Annotated in this window: 16 protein-coding genes and 1 pseudogene; 12 read left to right on the plus strand and 5 right to left on the minus strand. The window is 68.1% G+C overall.

Annotated features, from left to right (window positions below):
- Positions 1 to 8 precede the first annotated feature (8 nt).
- Positions 9 to 617 (plus strand): LysE/ArgO family amino acid transporter, encoded by a 609-nt coding sequence (locus ASG62_RS02830; protein ID WP_056697902.1) that lies wholly within the window; start codon positions 9 to 11, stop codon positions 615 to 617.
- 241 nt (positions 618 to 858) lie between these two features.
- On the plus strand, positions 859 to 1,608 hold the full coding sequence (locus ASG62_RS26155; RefSeq protein ID WP_156381940.1) for a hypothetical protein: 750 nt from the start codon (positions 859 to 861) through the stop codon (positions 1,606 to 1,608).
- 125 nt (positions 1,609 to 1,733) lie between these two features.
- On the opposite strand, the gene ASG62_RS02835 is transcribed toward ASG62_RS26155, so the two are convergent.
- The gene (locus ASG62_RS02835; RefSeq protein ID WP_244487657.1) at positions 1,734 to 3,134 is read right to left on the minus strand and encodes an ROK family protein; all 1,401 of its coding nucleotides are present in this window, start codon (positions 3,132 to 3,134) and stop codon (positions 1,734 to 1,736) included.
- Between the two features lie 155 nt (positions 3,135 to 3,289).
- Positions 3,290 to 4,204, minus strand: a complete 915-nt coding sequence (locus ASG62_RS02840) for a tagatose-bisphosphate aldolase (protein ID WP_056697909.1) — start codon at positions 4,202 to 4,204, stop codon at positions 3,290 to 3,292.
- Between the two features lie 200 nt (positions 4,205 to 4,404).
- Here ASG62_RS02840 and ASG62_RS02845 point away from each other — a divergent pair, with 200 nt between their 5' ends.
- The 5 genes and pseudogenes from ASG62_RS02845 (at position 4,405) to ASG62_RS02860 (ending at position 9,183) form a co-directional block, all read left to right on the plus strand.
- Complete coding sequence (locus ASG62_RS02845) at positions 4,405 to 5,301, plus strand: sugar-binding transcriptional regulator (protein WP_056697913.1); 897 nt, start codon at positions 4,405 to 4,407, stop codon at positions 5,299 to 5,301.
- Between the two features lie 712 nt (positions 5,302 to 6,013).
- Positions 6,014 to 7,012: an ABC transporter substrate-binding protein gene (locus ASG62_RS02850; protein WP_056697916.1), complete on the plus strand. Its 999-nt coding sequence runs from the start codon at positions 6,014 to 6,016 to the stop codon at positions 7,010 to 7,012.
- A 158-nt stretch (positions 7,013 to 7,170) separates the two neighbouring features.
- Positions 7,171 to 7,357: pseudogene (locus ASG62_RS27965) on the plus strand (riboflavin biosynthesis protein RibD); the annotation flags it as partial.
- A 4-nt stretch (positions 7,358 to 7,361) separates the two neighbouring features.
- On the plus strand, positions 7,362 to 8,441 hold the full coding sequence (locus tag ASG62_RS02855) for an ABC transporter permease subunit (RefSeq protein ID WP_056697919.1): 1,080 nt from the start codon (positions 7,362 to 7,364) through the stop codon (positions 8,439 to 8,441).
- Complete coding sequence (locus ASG62_RS02860; protein ID WP_056697922.1) at positions 8,434 to 9,183, plus strand: ATP-binding cassette domain-containing protein; 750 nt, start codon at positions 8,434 to 8,436, stop codon at positions 9,181 to 9,183. The genes ASG62_RS02855 and ASG62_RS02860 overlap by 8 nt, the downstream gene beginning before the upstream one ends.
- A gap of 443 nt (positions 9,184 to 9,626) precedes the next feature.
- On the opposite strand, the gene ASG62_RS02865 is transcribed toward ASG62_RS02860, so the two are convergent.
- Positions 9,627 to 10,382: a pyridoxine 5'-phosphate synthase gene (locus tag ASG62_RS02865; RefSeq protein WP_056697927.1), complete on the minus strand. Its 756-nt coding sequence runs from the start codon at positions 10,380 to 10,382 to the stop codon at positions 9,627 to 9,629.
- A gap of 212 nt (positions 10,383 to 10,594) precedes the next feature.
- Between ASG62_RS02865 and ASG62_RS02870 the strand changes: the two genes are divergently transcribed.
- From ASG62_RS02870 to ASG62_RS02880, 3 genes are all read left to right on the plus strand, one after another.
- Positions 10,595 to 11,578: a phosphoribosylaminoimidazolesuccinocarboxamide synthase gene (locus tag ASG62_RS02870; protein ID WP_056697930.1), complete on the plus strand. Its 984-nt coding sequence runs from the start codon at positions 10,595 to 10,597 to the stop codon at positions 11,576 to 11,578.
- A gap of 66 nt (positions 11,579 to 11,644) precedes the next feature.
- Positions 11,645 to 11,911 (plus strand): BrnT family toxin, encoded by a 267-nt coding sequence (locus ASG62_RS02875; protein WP_244487658.1) that lies wholly within the window; start codon positions 11,645 to 11,647, stop codon positions 11,909 to 11,911.
- Entirely contained in the window at positions 11,908 to 12,186 is a 279-nt protein-coding gene (locus ASG62_RS02880; RefSeq protein WP_056697932.1) for a helix-turn-helix domain-containing protein, read from the plus strand. The genes ASG62_RS02875 and ASG62_RS02880 overlap by 4 nt, the downstream gene beginning before the upstream one ends.
- A 163-nt stretch (positions 12,187 to 12,349) precedes the next feature.
- On the opposite strand, the gene ASG62_RS02885 is transcribed toward ASG62_RS02880, so the two are convergent.
- On the minus strand, positions 12,350 to 13,780 hold the full coding sequence (locus tag ASG62_RS02885; RefSeq protein WP_056697935.1) for an aldehyde dehydrogenase family protein: 1,431 nt from the start codon (positions 13,778 to 13,780) through the stop codon (positions 12,350 to 12,352).
- 183 nt (positions 13,781 to 13,963) lie between these two features.
- Positions 13,964 to 14,275 carry a WGR domain-containing protein gene (locus tag ASG62_RS25245; protein ID WP_082537438.1) on the minus strand — a complete coding sequence of 104 codons (312 nt, stop codon included), beginning with the start codon at positions 14,273 to 14,275 and terminating at the stop codon, positions 13,964 to 13,966.
- Positions 14,276 to 14,526: 251 nt separating this feature from the next.
- Here ASG62_RS25245 and ASG62_RS02895 point away from each other — a divergent pair, with 251 nt between their 5' ends.
- Both ASG62_RS02895 and ASG62_RS02900 read left to right on the plus strand, forming a co-directional pair.
- The gene (locus ASG62_RS02895; RefSeq protein WP_244487659.1) at positions 14,527 to 15,351 is read left to right on the plus strand and encodes a MetQ/NlpA family ABC transporter substrate-binding protein; all 825 of its coding nucleotides are present in this window, start codon (positions 14,527 to 14,529) and stop codon (positions 15,349 to 15,351) included.
- Positions 15,352 to 15,409: 58 nt separating this feature from the next.
- Entirely contained in the window at positions 15,410 to 16,213 is an 804-nt protein-coding gene (locus tag ASG62_RS02900) for a MetQ/NlpA family ABC transporter substrate-binding protein (RefSeq protein ID WP_056697938.1), read from the plus strand.
- Positions 16,214 to 16,439: the final 226 nt, after the last annotated feature.

The raw sequence follows: 16,439 nt of genomic DNA on the forward strand, positions 1-16,439 counted from the left end.
AAACGGTCATGGAACTATCGGTCTATGCGACGGGCTTCACGATGGGGCTCGGCCTCATCGTGGCGATCGGGGCGCAGAATGCCTTCGTGCTGCGGCAGGGCCTGCGCGGCGAGCATGTCCTGGCGGTCGTCCTCGCCTGCGCGCTGTCGGACGCCGTGCTGATCGCGCTCGGCGTCACGAGCTTTAGCGCCATCGCCGCCGTCCTGCCCTGGCTCGATCCGGTCATGCGGCTGGCGGGCGCGGCCTTCCTCGGCTGGTACGCGCTGCGCAGCCTTCTCTCGGCCCTGCGCTCGCAAGGCGCGCTGGAAGCGGCCGCGCTCGAGCCGGCGCCGCTGTCGCGCACGCTCCTCACCGCCCTCGCGCTGACCTGGCTGAACCCGCATGTCTATCTCGACACGGTCGTGCTGCTCGGCACGATCTCCACGCAGTTTCCGGGCGGGGAGGCCTCCTTCGCGGCGGGCGCGACGACGGCCTCCTTCGCCTTCTTCGTCTCGCTCGGCTACGGCGCCCGCTGGCTCCGCCCGATCTTCGCCAGACCCGCCGCCTGGCGCGTGCTCGACGGCGTGATCGCGCTCGTCATGGCCGCCATCGCGGTGAAGCTGGCGAGCGGGGCGTGAGGGGGGAAGGCGCGTTGACACCTGGCAACCGGTGAGGAGGGGTTTGGGGTTTTCGACGTAAGTTGGCGACTCGACGTCAGCTATGCATTTGCCCCGAGGCGGACGTATGATCGCTCCCAGATGAAAGCTGGGTCTCGCTCATGCCAACGTTTTCCATCCCACCATCTTTTTCGTTGTGACATGGTTTTTGCGACAGCCCTCGGGGAGGGCTCGGTGCCCTGCAGCGAATGACCGGATTTAAATGAAAAAAGCGATGTTGCTTGCTCTAAGCCTGTTTGTAGTGGCGCGAGTGCATTCCGCGCAAGCTCATTCGCCATACTATACGGCCGTCGATACCATATCGGTCGATGGTCGAGAAAGCGTTTCCCTAAAACTATTGAACGGCGACGGTATCTTTTTCGCAGATCCGATGCGTGCAGTGGTGATCGATCAGCATGGTACCTTGCTCGCTGCCTCTCCGCTGTCGGTGGCGCTGACTCTTTTATGTAGAAGTGTCGGTCACCAACGGACATGCGTTGTCTATGACGAGCTTCCGCGCATGATTTATGAGACGAAACCAAGCTTATGGCGAAATGTGGGTGTCATCGAAGAGGATGGTCGGCCGATTGAATACCCAGAATATGAGATGGAGGAGAGGGGGTTCATTCAGCGCAAGGCAACGATCGCGGAAACTGCAAGCGCCGAGTTCGCAGGAGCCATTCAGCGCTGGCCCTCGACGGCTATAGCAATTGTCTGGTGGACGACCTTCTGGCTTTTAATTCTTCCTGTTTTGGGACGATTATTTGGTCGAGGGCGACGGCTGGGGCCAGTTTCGGTTATGCTGCGTCTATTTGTCGGTACTCTTATGATGCCCGTAACGGCACATCTCTGGTTGCTGGCGCCTTATTCCAAGTCCTACTTCGTCGTCGTCTCTATGACAGGCGCACTTCTGGCTTGGCTGATGACAAATAGAAGAAAACTTTTGCTCTATAAAATCGCGTTCAACCGGTAAGTGTCGTCTGAATACTCCTGAATAGTGTGATGATCACCGTCATTGAGATTGAGAGGGCGGCCGCTAGCACGGCTTAAATTCTCAAAGGATGAGGGAGTTCTTTCCTAGCTTGTGCCTCCCGCCCTTCAAAGCCGCCACTGCCCCGCCAGCCAATCCCGCACCGCCGCGATATCCGGCCTTGCCGTCGTGTCGATCCGCAGCAGGGCGGGGAGGTGCAGGGGCTCGGCGCGTTCGGCGAGGGCTATGAGTTCGGGGACGTAGTCGGCGCCGGGGTGGCCGGGGGGGCGGGTGGCGGCGCGGTGGGCGTAGCGCTCGCCGATCGTCTCGGGCGGGGCGGTGCACCAGAGTTCGACCGAGGCGTCGATGCCGGCTTCCGCCACGAGCGCGTCGAGATAATCGCGCGGCTGGAAGCCGAACCAGGCGTCGAGGATGAAGGTCGTGCCGGCGGGGGCCTCGCGCACGATGGCGAAGAGCGCGGCGAGGCTGGCGCGGCCGAGCCTTCGGTTGAAGGGCCGGTCGACCGGGCCGATCTCCTCCAGGAACGGGTTCTTGACCGTGTCGAGCGAGAGGACCGGCCAGCCCATGGCCGCGCCGAGGCCTGCGGCGACGCCGCTCTTGCCGCTGGCGGGAACGCCGTTGACGAAGACGACGCGCTTTTGCGCGGAGGCCTGCGGAAGCGCGGCGAGGCCTGCGCCGATCACGCCGGCATCGTCGCCGAGGCGGGCGGCGGCGACGGGCGCGCCGTACCAGGAAACATCGCCCTCGATGCCGGCGAGGGCCGCGGCCGCAGCCCCCCCGAGCCCGCCGCCGAGGACGACGATCTCGGGATCGAGCGAGGCGACGAGGCCGTCGATGGCGATGCGCAAGGGGCCGGCCCAGGCGGAGAGAACGGCCGAGGCCAGGGGGTCGCCGGTCTGCCGGCGGGCGAGAAGCTCGGCGGCGGTCGTCTCCGGGGGCAGGCCGGCCTCTCTGATGTGGCGGCCGAGCGCGGTGCCCGAACTCGTCGTCTCCACGCAGCCGCGCTTGCCGCAGACGCAGCGCAGCCCCGCCGGATCGATGGAGATGTGGCCGAGCTGCCCGGCCGTGCCGCGCGCGCGAAGAAGGCGCCCGCCTTCGAGGATCGCCCCGCCGATGCCCGTGCCGATCGTCAGCATGACGACATGGCGCATGCCCTTCGCGGCGCCGACGGCGGCCTCGCCGACGAGCGCCATGCTGCAGTCGTTGTCGATCGCGACGGGGCGCCGGAAGCGCGCCTCCAGCCGCCCGGCGAGATCGGTGCGGGAGAGATCGACATAGCCGCCGGAGAGGACGCGGCGCGCCTCGAAATCCACCCGTCCGGGCACGCCGATGCCGATGCCCGTCACCGTCTCGTCGAGGATCTCCTCGATCAGCGCCTCGATGCGCGAGAAAACGGTCTCGGGATCGGGCGAGCTCGCGGCGCGCGCGCGGGCGAGGATCGCCCCGTCCGCCCCGATGCGCGCGGCGCGCAGATGGGTGCCCCCGATGTCGATGCCGATGGCGCTCACGGGCGGCTCCCTCCGACCGTTGAAGACGGACGGCCGGACTGCCCTCAGCATCCGGCCGTCGAAGGCGATGCGGCGGTCCCGTCCGACCCGTTCGGGCGCTCTCCCGATGGTGGAAGGCGCCCGAACGGTCGGGGAGACCGGCCGCAGGTCCGAGGTCAGGCGACCTTGGCGGCGGGGGTGCGGTAGCGGCCGATCACGGCCTGGATCTCGCGAAGGCGGGGGACGGCGACGGTCTCCAGCCGCTGGCGCGTCACCTCCCGGTCGAGCGAGATGCAGTCCTTCCAGAGCGAGCGCCCGGCGATGACGCCGGAGGCGCCGTTCCGCATGGCGATCTCGACCTGGCCGAGGAAGGTCTCGTGGTCGACGCCGGCGGAAAGGACCGCCCAGGGCACGTCTCCGGACATGTCGGTGACGGCCGCGCAGCTTTCCGGCGAGCCGGGATAGGGCAGCTTCAGGACCTTGGAGCCGAGATCGAGGCAGATGCGCGTGCCGCCCTGGATCAGCTCGGGGATCTTCGCCTTGTAGGCCTCCGGGCTCTCGCCCTCCAAAGCATAGGTCAGGAACTCCACGACGAGGAGAATGTCCTCGCGGGCGAAATCCTCGATCGCCGCCTTCAGGATCGCGATGTTGTGCGTGTTGGCCGCCGGCGTGTCGGAGCGCAGGTAGACCATGATCTTGCCGCCCGTGCCGCCGAGCGCGCGCACCCGCCGCGCGTCGATGCCCTCCACGAGCTTGGAGAGGCGGTAGCCTTCCGGCGAGACGTCCCAGCCCGACGCGTCGAGGCCGATGAGAAGCGCGGTGTCGCGGGCGATGACGCCGTCGTCGACGAGATGGGGCACCGCGCAGATCGGATCGACGAGCACGCAGCTCGCCTTGGAGGCGAGGTGGCGCGTGATGTCGGCCTTGGTGTGGCCGAGAACGTCGTTGCCGATCGCGGCCTGTTCGGCGGGATCGGAGGCGAGCAGCGTGCGCATGCCGCCGCGCTGGTCGCAGGCGATGACCATCATCGCTCCGTCCTGGCCGCAGATCTGATGATATCCGCGCAGCTCTGCCGTGGTCATGCGTGCCATGGATCGTTCCTCCGCCCCCGGTCTGCCGCCCGTTCCTCGGGGATTGCCCGCCCTTCGAATTTCGCGTCGCGGCGAGGATCGGAGCGGGAGATTTGTGTGATAACGTCGGCTTGGATATGACGTAACATATTGCTGAAAGGAATTGCAAGCTGGCTCGGACCCCGCCCCCATCCCCTCCCGTCGACCCGACGTCCCGCACGATGCTGCACACCGTCGCCAAGCTCCATTACGAGGCGGAGATGAGCCAGGTGGAGATCGCCAAGCGTCTGGGGCTCTCCGCCGCGACGATCTCGCGCCTGCTGCAGCGGGCGCGGGCGGAGGGGATCGTGCGGATCGAGGTGCGCGATCTCGCCGCGCCCGACGATCTCGTGCGCGCGCTCTGCGAAACGCTGAAGCTGAAGACGGCGGCCGTGGTGGAGACCGCCGGCGGCGGGCGGCTCGACGCCATCGCCGCGCCCGTCGGCGAGCTTCTGCGTCAGGCGGGGCTGAAGGCGGGCTCGGTTCTGGCGATCGGCTGGGGGCGGGCGGTGCGCGCGGTGGTGGAGGGCAGCCTGCCCGATCTGCCGGGCGTTCTCACCGTGCCCGCGACGGGCGGGATGCAGCAGCACGCGCCCCATTTCCAGGTGAACGAGTTCGTGCGGCGGGCGGCGCGGGCGATCGGCGGCGTGCCGCAGTTCGTCCATGCGCCCTATCTGCCCTCGGCGGCGACGCGCGGGGTGCTCCTCGCCGATCCCGCCATCGCCGACACGGTGGCGCTCTGGGACCGGGTGGATGCCGCCGTCGTCGGCATCGGCCTGCCGCATTCGCAGAACTCGCCGGACGCGAGCGCCGCGACGCCCGACGAGCAGGCGCTGGCCGACGCCGTGGGCGACGTCTTGCGCCACTACTTCGACGCCAGGGGGCAGATCACCGACTGGGAGGGCGAGCGGCGGATGATCGCCATGTCCGCCGAGCAGCTGCGCCGCGCACCCCTCGTCGTCGGCGTCGCGACCGGGGAGAACAAGGCGGCCGCCATCCTCGGCGCCGCCAGAGCCGGCCTCGTCTCGGCGCTCGTCACGGACACGCGGACGGCGGAGGCGGTGCTCGACGCGGCGTGAGAGGCGCGGGGCGGGGAGGGGAGTGGACCGGGGACGGGCTAGATGGAGCCGGGCGGGGCGGCTCGCCCATGCGGTCCCTTGGCTTCCGCCCGCCCTGCCGCCTGCCGCCCGCCGCCTGCCGCCTTCTCGCCTGCCGCGCTTGCCGCCCTCCCGCTCTATCACCCTGCCGCCCTCCGGCCCTGTCGCCCGCGACCGTCATTCTCGGGCCCCGTCCCGAGAATCCAGCCGGTGCCTCGCCACCGTCGAGGGGCTCACCTGGATTCTCGGGACGGGGCCCGAGAATGACGGTTGCGGGGGGTGGAATGGCGGTTGCGAGTGGGGGTGACGGTTGCGGGAGACGACGGTTGCGGGGGCGATGGCGGCTGCGGAGGTGGAATGACGGTCGCAGGGGTGGAATGACGGCTGCTGGGGAGACGACGGTTGCAGGGAAACGGAATGACGGTCGCAGCGGTGCACCGGTCCCTCGACGACGCGGATCGTGCGCGCAGGTCACACGACCTCGGCCCGCCGTCTCCGACGCCCGCCCGCCCGCACCCCGCCATCCCCTTGCCGAAAATGTGAAATTGCTTCCTGCAAATATTTGCACTTGACGCTGGCCGACGTTCCTGCCGATCATGCGTCACCGAGCGAGAGGATTTGCGACAACGCAGGCCGCCTCTTTCAGCATGTGTGGGAGCGCATGTGGGGGCCGCTCGTCTAAGGGGAGGAAGTCATGGAGCGTCGTTCCATTCTGAAGGCGGCCGCCGGTCTGGCCGTCGCAGCGTCCATCGGGCTCGGCACCTTGCCCAGCCACGCGCAGGACGCCAAGAAATTCACGGTCGCGCTCATTCCGGGCCTGACGACCGACGCCTTCTACATCACCATGCGCAAGGGCGCGCAGGCCGCCGCCGACGCGCTCGGCGTGGAGCTGGTGTTCCAGGGCGGGCCGGAGTTCAACCCGGTCGTGCAGGTGCCGGTTCTCGACGCCACGATCGCCCGCAAGCCCGACGCGATCCTGATCGCGCCGACCGACGTGACGCAGCTCGTCGAGCCGCTGCGCAAGGCGCAGGACGCCGGCATCGCGGTCATCACGGTCGATACGTTCATCGGCACCGGAAAATACCAGACCGGCGCCGGCGAGGCCGACTTCCCGCTCGCCTACATCGCCTCCGACAACGTTCTGGGCGGCCGCATGGCGGCCCGGGCGCTCGCCAAGGCGATCGGCGAGGAGGGCGGCAAGGTCTACGTCTCCAACGTCAAGCCCGGCATTTCCACGACCGACCAGCGCGAAGCCGGCTTCAAGGCCGAGATCTCCGAGAACTTCCCGAAGATCACCGTGCTCGACACGCAGTTCAACGAGAACGACGCCAACAAGGCGGCGAGCCAGCTGCAGGCCGTCTATGCCCGCAATTCCGACCTGAAGGGCGTCTTCGGCGCGAACCTCTTCTCGGCCATCGGCGCCGGCAACGGCGTGCAGCAGGCGGGCCAGACCGGCAACGTCAAGGTCGTCGCCTTCGACGCGCCCGGCTCGATCGTCGACAACATCACGTCGGGCCTCGTCGACGCGGCCATCGCCCAGCATCCCGCCGAGATCGGCTATTACGGCGTCGTCTCCGCCTATGCCCACCTCACCGGCCAGTCCATCCCGGTCTCGATCGGCACGGGCTTCACGGTCATCGACAAGACCAACGTGACCGATCCGAACGTGGCGAAATACGTCTACTCGGAGTGAGCGGGGCGTTTTTGAAGACGCTTCTTCTCCCCGACGGGGAGACGTGGCCGGCAGGCCGATAAAGGCGTGCCGCCGGAGGGCGGGAGGAGACCAAGCTTCGGTCGGAGACCCTCGACCCCTTTGCGCGGACGATCCGATAGAGGTTGGCGGGTGCCGCGCCCCCCTCTGTCCTGCCGGACATCTCCCCCTCAAGGGGGGAGATCGGCAGCTTCGGCCTTAGCGATGAGCCTGATCTCCCCCCTTGAGGGGGAGATGCCTGGCAAGGCAGAGGGGGGCGCCTCGCACCACCCCCAAGACCGCATTCCCGACACGACAGAAAAGGCGGCCATCCCGCCGGGCAGGTGAACCCATGACCGCATCCCTCCTGGACGCGCCCCCCGGCGGTCCTCCGGCAGAGAGCCAGCACGTCAAGCCGCAGGCCGATCACGCCGACACGGCACGCACGATCATCCAGCGCGTCGCGGACCTGCGCGCCTGGCTGTTCCTCGCCGCGCTGATCGTCGTCTTCGAGGTCTGGTCGCGCGCCTCCTTCGGCGGGACCTTCATTCTCAACGGCTTCAACATCCAGTCCATCGCGATCTTCGCCGTGGCGCCGCTGCTTCTGGCGACCGGGCAGACCTTCGTCATCATTTCCGGCGGCATCGATCTGTCGATGGGCTTCGTCATGGGGCTGGCCGCCGTCGTCGCGGCCCATGCGATCAACTGGGCGACGCCCGGCATGGGAATGCCGATGGCGGTCGTCTTCGGAACGCTCGTCGCGGTGGCGGCCGCCGCGATCCCCGGCGCGGTGAACGGGCTCCTCATCTCGCGCCTGCGCGTGCCGCCCTTCATCGGAACGCTCGGCATGTTCGGCGTCGCGCGCGGCGTCGCCTTCCTGCTCGCCAACGGCACGACCGTTCCGATCAAGAACACGGTCTTCGCCGCCATCGGCAACGGGCGCATTCTCGGCGTGCCGACGATCGTGATCATCACCGCGATCTTCGTGCTGGTGATGCACTACCTTCTCAGCCAGACGCGCTTCGGCCAGCACAATTACGCCATCGGCGCCAACGTCCAGGCGGCGCGGCGCTCGGGCATCGACATCAAGTGGCATCTTCTGCGGCTCTACATCCTGTCGGCCGCCTGCGCGGGTCTGGCGGGCGTCGTCTATTCCGCGCGCTTCAACGCGGGCGCGGCCCAGGCCGGCGAGCCGCTGCTGCTCGACTGCGTCGCGGCGGTCGTCATCGGCGGCGCCAGCCTCTTCGGCGGGTCCGGCACGATTCTCGGCACGGTGGCCGGCGCCTTCGTCATCGCCGTCATCCAGTACGGCCTCGTCTTCGTGAACGTCGAGCCCTTCTGGCAGTTCATCAGCGTCGGCGTCGTCATCATCATCTCGGTTCTGATCGACCAGGCGCAGCGCCGGTTCAGCGGAGGTCGCATCGATGAGTAGTTCCGCCCAGCCGATCCTCGAAGTCTCCAACCTGTCCAAGCATTTCGGCGCGGTGCGCGCGCTGAACGACTTCTCCATGACCATCCGCCCCGGCGAGGTCGTGGCGCTGGCCGGCGACAACGGCGCGGGCAAGACGACGCTGATCAAGGCGATCTCCGGCGTCTTCCGCCCGACCTCCGGCACGGTGAAGCTCGACGGCAGGCCCGTCTCCTTCGCCACACCGCAGGAGGCGCGGGACTCCGGTATCGAGACGATCTACCAGGACCTCGCGCTCGCCGACAATCTGACGATCGGCGGCAACATCTTCCTCGGCCGCGAGCCGATGACGAAGAAGTTCGGCTTCCTGCCGGTGCTCGACCGAAAGAAGATGGCCGCCGCCGCGCGCGACACGATGGCGCTTCTCGACTTCCACGTCTCGCGCACGGACGCCCCGGTCTCCAACTTCTCCGGCGGCCAGCGGCAGGCGGTGGCGATCGGGCGCGCGGTCTACTGGAACGCGCGCATCCTCATCATGGACGAGCCGACCGCGGCGCTGGGCGTTCCCGAGCAGCGCAAGGTGATCTCGCTGATCCACCAGCTGAAGGCGCAGGGGCGCGGCGTCATCTTCATCTCCCACAACCTGCAGGACATTTTCGCCGTCTCGGACCGGATCGTGGTGCTGCGGCGGGGCGTGGAGGCCGGCGAGCGGCGTATCGCCGATACGACGCATGACGAGGTGGTGAAGCTGATGGTGGGCGGGTGATTTCGGCTGGTCGAGCGGAGCTTCGGTGAGGGCGGCGGGAGGCACCCCCCTCTGCCTGCCGGCATCTCCCCCGCAAGGGGAGAGATCAGGCTAACCGCGAACGGCTGCGATTTCGATCGACCGCCGGAGCTGCCGATCTCCCTCCTTGCGGGGGAGATGTCCGGCAGGACAGAGGGGGGCGCCTCCCGCAAGGTCGGCCCGGCAAACCCTTCAAATCAAAAGCGCAAACCCCTCCGAACATGGGTTCTTCTCCCCTGCGGGGAGAAGTGGCCGGCAGGTCGATGAGGGGCATGCCATCCGTTAAAGGACGCCGCGCCGCCCTCGGGCGCCGCCCCCTCATCCGGCTGCCGCCACCTTCTCCCCGCAGGGGAGAAGAACCAAGCTGGGCAACCGTTCGAGCTGCGGAGGAGCTGCGCGTCGAGCGCTTCCTCGTCGAACTCGCGTTACCCCCGCCCCTCCAACGCCGCGCAATAGGCGCGCACCGCTCCCGCAAGGCCGAGCTCCAGCGCGTCCGCCGTCAGCGCGTGGCCGATGGAGGCTTCGGCGGCGAAGGGGAGGCGGGCGACGAGGGCGGGGAGGTTTTCCAGCGTCAGGTCGTGGCCGATATTGATGCCGAGGCCGAGCGCGGCGGCCTTGTCGCCGGCGCGGCCGAGCCGATCCAGCTCGGCGGCGCGCGCGGCGGGGTCGGAATGGGTGGCGCCGTAGGGCCCGGTGTAGAATTCCACGCGGTCCGCCCCGGTCTCGGCGGCGGCCTCCAGCCCCTCCGGCACGGGATCGGCGAAGAGCGAGACGCGCAGGCCCTCGCCCTTCAGGCGCGCCACGGTCTCCACGAGAAAATTGCGATCGGCGGCAAAGTCGAAGCCGTGGTCGGAGGTGGACTGCGTCGGATCGTCGGGGACGAGCGTCACCTGATGGGGCCGGTTAGCGAGGACGAGGCCGAGGAACTCCTCCGAGGGATAGCCCTCGATGTTGAACTCCGCGCCCTTGCCATGCTCGGCGACGAGGCGCGCGAGGATGGGCAGGTCTGAAAAGCGGATGTGGCGCTGGTCCGGCCGGGGATGGACGGTGATCCCGTGCGCGCCGGCCTCGAGCGCGATCTTCGCCAGATGCGCCACGTCCGGCCAGGGCAGGTCGCGCCGGTTGCGCAGCATGGCGATGGCGTTGACGTTGACGGAGAGTTGCGGCGTTGCACCGGTCATGGCGGCGGCTCCTTCATTCCGGACATCCCGGCATCCCCCTATCCGGGCATCCCGCCGGCGGCGCCTTTCGGCGGCCCGGCGGCCAAAGGGTCTATAGGTCATCGCCCTTTTCTTGGAAACCGTCGGGCGCGGGACGCGCGGGGGGGACTGACAGGGATGGGGGAAGCGGCTAACGTCCGGCCTGCCCCGCCAACCGCCGTTCGGACCGCCCCATGGACATTGCAGAGCTTCGCGCCAACGCCTCCCGCGTCCTCGACGGGGCGGCGATCCCGGAGCTGCCGAACTTCTACAGCGGCAAGGTGCGCGAGAACTACGACCTGCCCGACGGGCGCCGCGTCATCATCGCGACGGACCGGCTGAGCGCCTTCGACCGCATCCTCTGCGCCGTGCCCTTCAAGGGCGAGGTGCTGACGCAGACCGCGCGCTTCTGGTTCGAGCGCACCGGCGACATCTGCGCCAACCACGTCCTGTCCTATCCCGATCCGAACGTCGTGATCGGCCGGCGGCTGGACATCCTGCCGGTGGAGTTCGTCGTGCGCGGCTATCTGGCGGGCACGACGAGCACCTCGATCCTCACCCATTACAAGGCCGGCGCGCGAGAGGTCTACGGCATCACCCTGCCCGATGGCCTGCGCGACAACGAGCGCCTGCCGCGGCCGATCCTGACCCCGACCTCCAAGGCCTTCGACGGCGGCCACGACGAGCCGCTGACGCCCGCGGAGATCATCGAGAAAGGCCTTCTGACCCCGGCCCAATGGGAGGAGGCGAGCGCCTACGCGCTGGCGCTCTTCGAGCGCGGACAGGTGATGGCCGCGGAGCGCGGGCTGATCCTCGCCGACACGAAATACGAGTTCGGCACGGACGGCGAGGGCCGCATCGTCCTCGCCGACGAGATCCACACGCCCGATTCCTCGCGCTACTGGAAGGCGGCGAGCTACGAATCCAGCCTCGCCGCGGGAACGCGGCCGGAAAGCTTCGACAAGGACGTCGTCCGCGCCTGGGTCGCCGCGCGCTGCGATCCCTACAAGGACGCCATCCCCGAAATCCCGGCGGAGCTGATCTTCGACACGGCGCTGGTCTATGTCGAGGCCTTCGAGACGATCACGGGCAAGCGCTTTTCGCCTGACGTCTCGGGGGAGACGGTGCTGGCGCGGATCCGGGGGAATCTGGCGGGGGAGATGGCGCAGGCGTCGTGAGATCGGCAAAGGCGCCCGAATGAAAGACTTTGCGGGTTGTGCGGAAATCCCGTATGATCATGGCCGATGACCGAGGACAGGTTCGATCCGGCCAAGGACGCGGCCAACCGGGAGAAGCACAAGCTACCGCTGATCTTCGGCGACCGTATCTTCGAGGACGACGACCATCTGATCGTACCCTCGATCCGCGAGATCGACGGCGAGGAACGGTTCAAGGTGGTCGGCCTCGTCGGCGAAAAGCTGTTCACCGGCGTCTTCGTCTGGCGGGGGGACGTGCCTCGCTTCATGTCGGTGAGCCCGCTTCCTTTCAGTGAGAAGGAGCAACACGGGTGAAGAACGAGCCTATCGCACTGGCTGCTGACCCGGCCGACGCGGACGATTTCGACGTGACGGCCGAGGCGATGGATCGAGGCCAGCGCGCCCGCCTGATCCGCAGGACGAGGACCGGGCTCGGCATGTCTCAAGTCGAGTTCGCCAGCCGCTTCCGGGTTCCGGTCGGGACCTTGCGCGATTGGGAACAGGCGCGCGCGACGGCGCCGGACTTTGCCGTCGCTTACGTCCGGGTGATCGGGCAGCATCCGGAGATGGTCGCGAAAGCCGTCGCCTGACGTCTGCCGGTTTTCATTCGGAACCGGGTGGGCTGTCGCCTTCGCGGCAGGGAAGCATCGGGTGGAGCGGGTTGCAGAAGCTTGCAGCTCCATCCGTCGGATGGAACCACGCGAGCCGCCGTCGACGGGGCGCCGTTGCCGGACCGCCCCGCCGAGGTCTTTCTCAGGCGGCCTCGTAGCCGACCACGCCCTTGATCTCGACGAACTCGTCGAGCCCGAACTCGGCATATTCGCGGCCGTTGCCGGACTGCTTGTAGCCGCCGAAGGGCGCGCCGGCGTCCCAGGCGGGGTAGTTGATGTAGACGTTTCCGGCGCGCATCTGCGATGCGATCTTGCGGGCATGGGCGAGGTCGCCGGACTGGACGTAGGCGGCAAGGCCGTAGACCGTGTCGTTGGCGAGGCGCACGACCTGTTCCTCGCTCTCGTAGGGCAGGATCGCGAGCACCGGGCCGAAGATCTCCTCGCGGGCGATCGTCATGTCGGGCGAAACGCCGGCAAAGACGGTGGGTTGGACGAAGTAGCCGCGGTTCATGCCGTCCGGGCGTCCGAGGCCGCCGGCGACGAGGCGGGCGCCCTCCTTGATGCCGGTCTCGATCAACCCTTGGATCTTGTCGTACTGGACCTGGCTGACGACCGGGCCGAGCTGCGAGCCTTCCGCATCGGCCGGGCCGACCTTGAAGGTCGCGGCTGCGCGCGCCGCGATCTCGGCGGCCTCGTCGTGGCGGTCGGCGGGCACGAACATGCGCGTCGGCGCGTTGCAGGACTGGCCGGAATTGCCGAAGCAGCCGGCGACGCCCTTCGTCACGGCCTTTTCGAGATCGACGTCGGAGAGGAGGATGTTGGCCGATTTGCCGCCGAGCTCCTGGTGGACGCGCTTGATCGTGTCGGCGGAGGCCTTGGCGACGAGGATGCCGGCGCGGGTCGAGCCGGTGAAGGACATCATGTCGATGCCGGGATGGCGCGACATGGCCTCGCCGACGCCGGGGCCGTCGCCGTTGACGAGGTTGAAGACGCCCTTCGGAACGCCCGCCTCGTGCATCATCTCGGCGAAGAGCAGCCCGCTCATCGGCGCGATCTCGGAGGGCTTCAGAACCATCGTGCAGCCGGCGGCGAGCGCGGGCGCGACCTTGCACATGATCTGGTTCATCGGCCAGTTCCAGGGCGTGATCATGCCGACGACGCCGATCGGCTCCTTGGCGATCAGCGTGGAGCCGCGCATCTCGTGGAACTCGTAGGCCTCCAGCGTCTCGATCATCTTGGAAAGATGCGCCGTGCCCATGAAGGCCTGCGAAGACTTCGCGAAGGGGCGGGGCGCGCCCATCTCGCGGCTGATCGCGTCGGCCATCTCGCCGATGCGGGCGGTGTAGACATCGAGCAGGCGGCGCATCAGCGCGAGGCGCTCGGCCTTAGTCGTCTGCGAATAGGTCTCGAAGGCGCGGCGCGCGGCGGCGACGGCGCGGTCGACGTCGGCGCCCGAGCCGAGCGAGATCTCGGCATAGGCCTCCTCGTTGGAGGGATCGATCACGGGAAGCGTGGCGGGCACGGCCGGATCGACCCATTCGCCGTCGATGTAGAACTTCAGCGCATTCGTCATGGTCGAGGAGACCTCTCTCTGATCGGGATCGTCGCCCCGCCCTGTCGTCCGGGGAGGGGCGGCGGCGACCCTAGCAGGAGTCGGCTCTGCCGTGCCAGCGGGGCTCCGCCTCCCGCGATGGCTCGCCAGGCCATGCGCGCGGGCGCATCGCAGGACGGACGGAACGGGGTTCCACGGACCCTCCTATGCGCCCGGCTCGACATAGCCGCGCCGCCGCTTGGCGCGCTCGATGCGCCCGAGCGCGGCCTTTGCCTCCGCCCCGTCGGCGAAGGTCTCGACCTTGGCCTGCCCCTTCGTGCCGATGCGTCCCCAGTTGCGGACCAGCGAGACGTCGCCGAAGAGCGTCGGCTGAAGGGCGAGAAGGTAGAACCGGGCCATGTTCCGCGCCGGATCGATCCGCCGGAAGGAGAGAGGGCCGCGCTCGCCGGGATCGGCCGGGCTCGGGTCGGTCGACGGAGGAGCGCTCGCGCCGCCGTTCGGGGGACGGATGGTCATGCGGGAAGGCTCGCCGGTCCCGGCGGCCCCGTCCAACGACTTCGGTGAATCGATGCGGCCCGACGGATTCCGGTCCGTGATGGGTCGGACCCGCCGCGGGCGATGCCCGACAGGAGGGTCCGACGGCGCCGGGCTCCCTGCCGCAACGCAAAACGCATTCCGGAAGAGCCGCGTTTCTAGCACGATATTCTTTGTCCATAATGCTGGTAGACAATAGCCTCGGTCCCGTCCTCATTCGGGAGCCCGAGCCCTTGTCCTCCTTTCGCCGCATCCTCCGCCTCGCCGCCGGCGCCTCCGTGCTGGCCGTCCTCCTCACCGCGCCCGGTCTGGCGGCGGGCCTCAAGATCGGCGTGACGCCGGGCTCGCTCGCCGATTCCGTCGAGGTCGCCGCGACCGAGGCGAGGGCCGAGGGGCTGGAGGTCGAGGTCATCGAATTCTCCGACTGGACGACGCCGAACGTCGCGCTCGCCAGCGGCGATCTCGACGTCAACTATTTTCAGCATCAAGCCTTTCTCGAAAACGCGGTGGCCGAGCGGCACTACGCGTTCGCCGATGTCGGCCTCGGCCTTCTCTCCAATATCGGCCTCTACTCCGCGACGCTGAAGAGCCTGTCCGACGTGAAGGACGGCGCCCGCGTCGCCGTCGCCAGCGATCCGGTGAACCAGGGGCGCGGTCTCCTGCTCCTCGAAAAGGCCGGTCTCATCAAGCTGAAGGACGGCACCGGCTACAAGGCCACGCTCGACGACATCGTCGACAATCCCAAGCATCTCGACCTCGTCGAGATCGAAGGGCCGCAGCTCGTGCGCGCCCTGGAGGACGTCGATCTGGCGCAGGGCTATCCCGGCCATTTCGTCAATGCCGGCAAGCCCGAGATCGCCCGTTCCGCGCTGCTCTATTCCGGCATCGACGACGAGCGCTTCGCCATCCGCTTCGTCACCCGCGCCGACCATGCGCAATCGCCGGAGGTGCGGCGCTTCGTCGAGATCTACCAGGCCTCGCCCGCCGTCCGCCGGACGATCCACACGGCGCTCGCCGAAGACGAGAAGCTCTACAGCCTGCCCTGGATCAAGGACTGATCCGCCGTCCTCCCGAACCGACCATCATCGCCCCACTTGCCTCCCAGAGACCGTTCTCATGACATCGCGCCTTCTCGCCGGCCTCGCCGCGCTTCTTCTCGCCACCGTCTCCCCCGCCGCCGCCGCCGCGATCAAGATCGGCGTCGTGCCCGGCGTCTACGCCGATTCCGTCATCGCCGCGGCCGAGGAGGCCAAGGGCCTCGGGCTCGACGTGGAGGTGGTGGAGTTCTCCGACTGGACGACGCCGAACGTCGCGCTGGCGGCGGGCGACCTCGACCTCAACTACTTCCAGAACAAGCTCTTCGCCGAACATGCGAGCGCGCAGCGCGGCTACAGATTCGCCGAGATCGGCCTCGGCACGCTGCTGAATGTCGGGCTCTATTCGCTGAAGCATCAGAGCTTCGAGGCGATCCCCGAGGGCGGCTCGGTGGCGGTGCCGAACGATCCCGTGAACCAGGGCCGCGCGCTGGTCCTCCTCCAGAAGGCCGGGCTGCTGAAGCTGAAGGAGGGCGTCGGCGCCATGGGCTCGCTCGACGACATCACGGAAAATCCGAAGAAGCTCGTCTTCACGGAAGTGGAAGGCCCGCAGCTCGCGCGCATCACCGGCGACGTCGATCTCGCGGTCGGCTATCCGCATTTCATCATCGCGTCGAAGGCCTTCGATCCCGGCAGCGCGCTGCTCTTCTCCGGCCTCGACGACGTCGACTATGCCGTGCGCTTCTACGCGCCCGCCGATCGGGCGGAGGACGCGGACCTCCATCGCTTCGTGAAGCTCTACCAGACCTCCCCAAGCGTCCGAAAAGCCATCTCCAAGGGCTTTGCCGACAATCCCAAGCTCTACTCGATCGTCTGGAAGGAATGATACCGACGAGCCCACGAAACAGGTTAATTCAAGGGCTCGTCGGTATAAGCCGACGGCCCGATCCGCGGGGGCGGAGACGGGTCCCGAGCGCGTTCGATCCTTGCCGATGCCGCGGCCGGTGTCCTCTGACGAGGGCATCGGCCGCGGGCGTTCGATGCCGTGGCGCTCGGGCGGGCGCTCGGGCCAGAGTGCCGGAATCGTCATCGTTTGGCTTCAATTGCCGTGT

Source organism: Aureimonas sp. Leaf427, from assembly GCF_001425485.1.
Classification (GTDB): Bacteria; Pseudomonadota; Alphaproteobacteria; order Rhizobiales; family Rhizobiaceae; genus Plantimonas.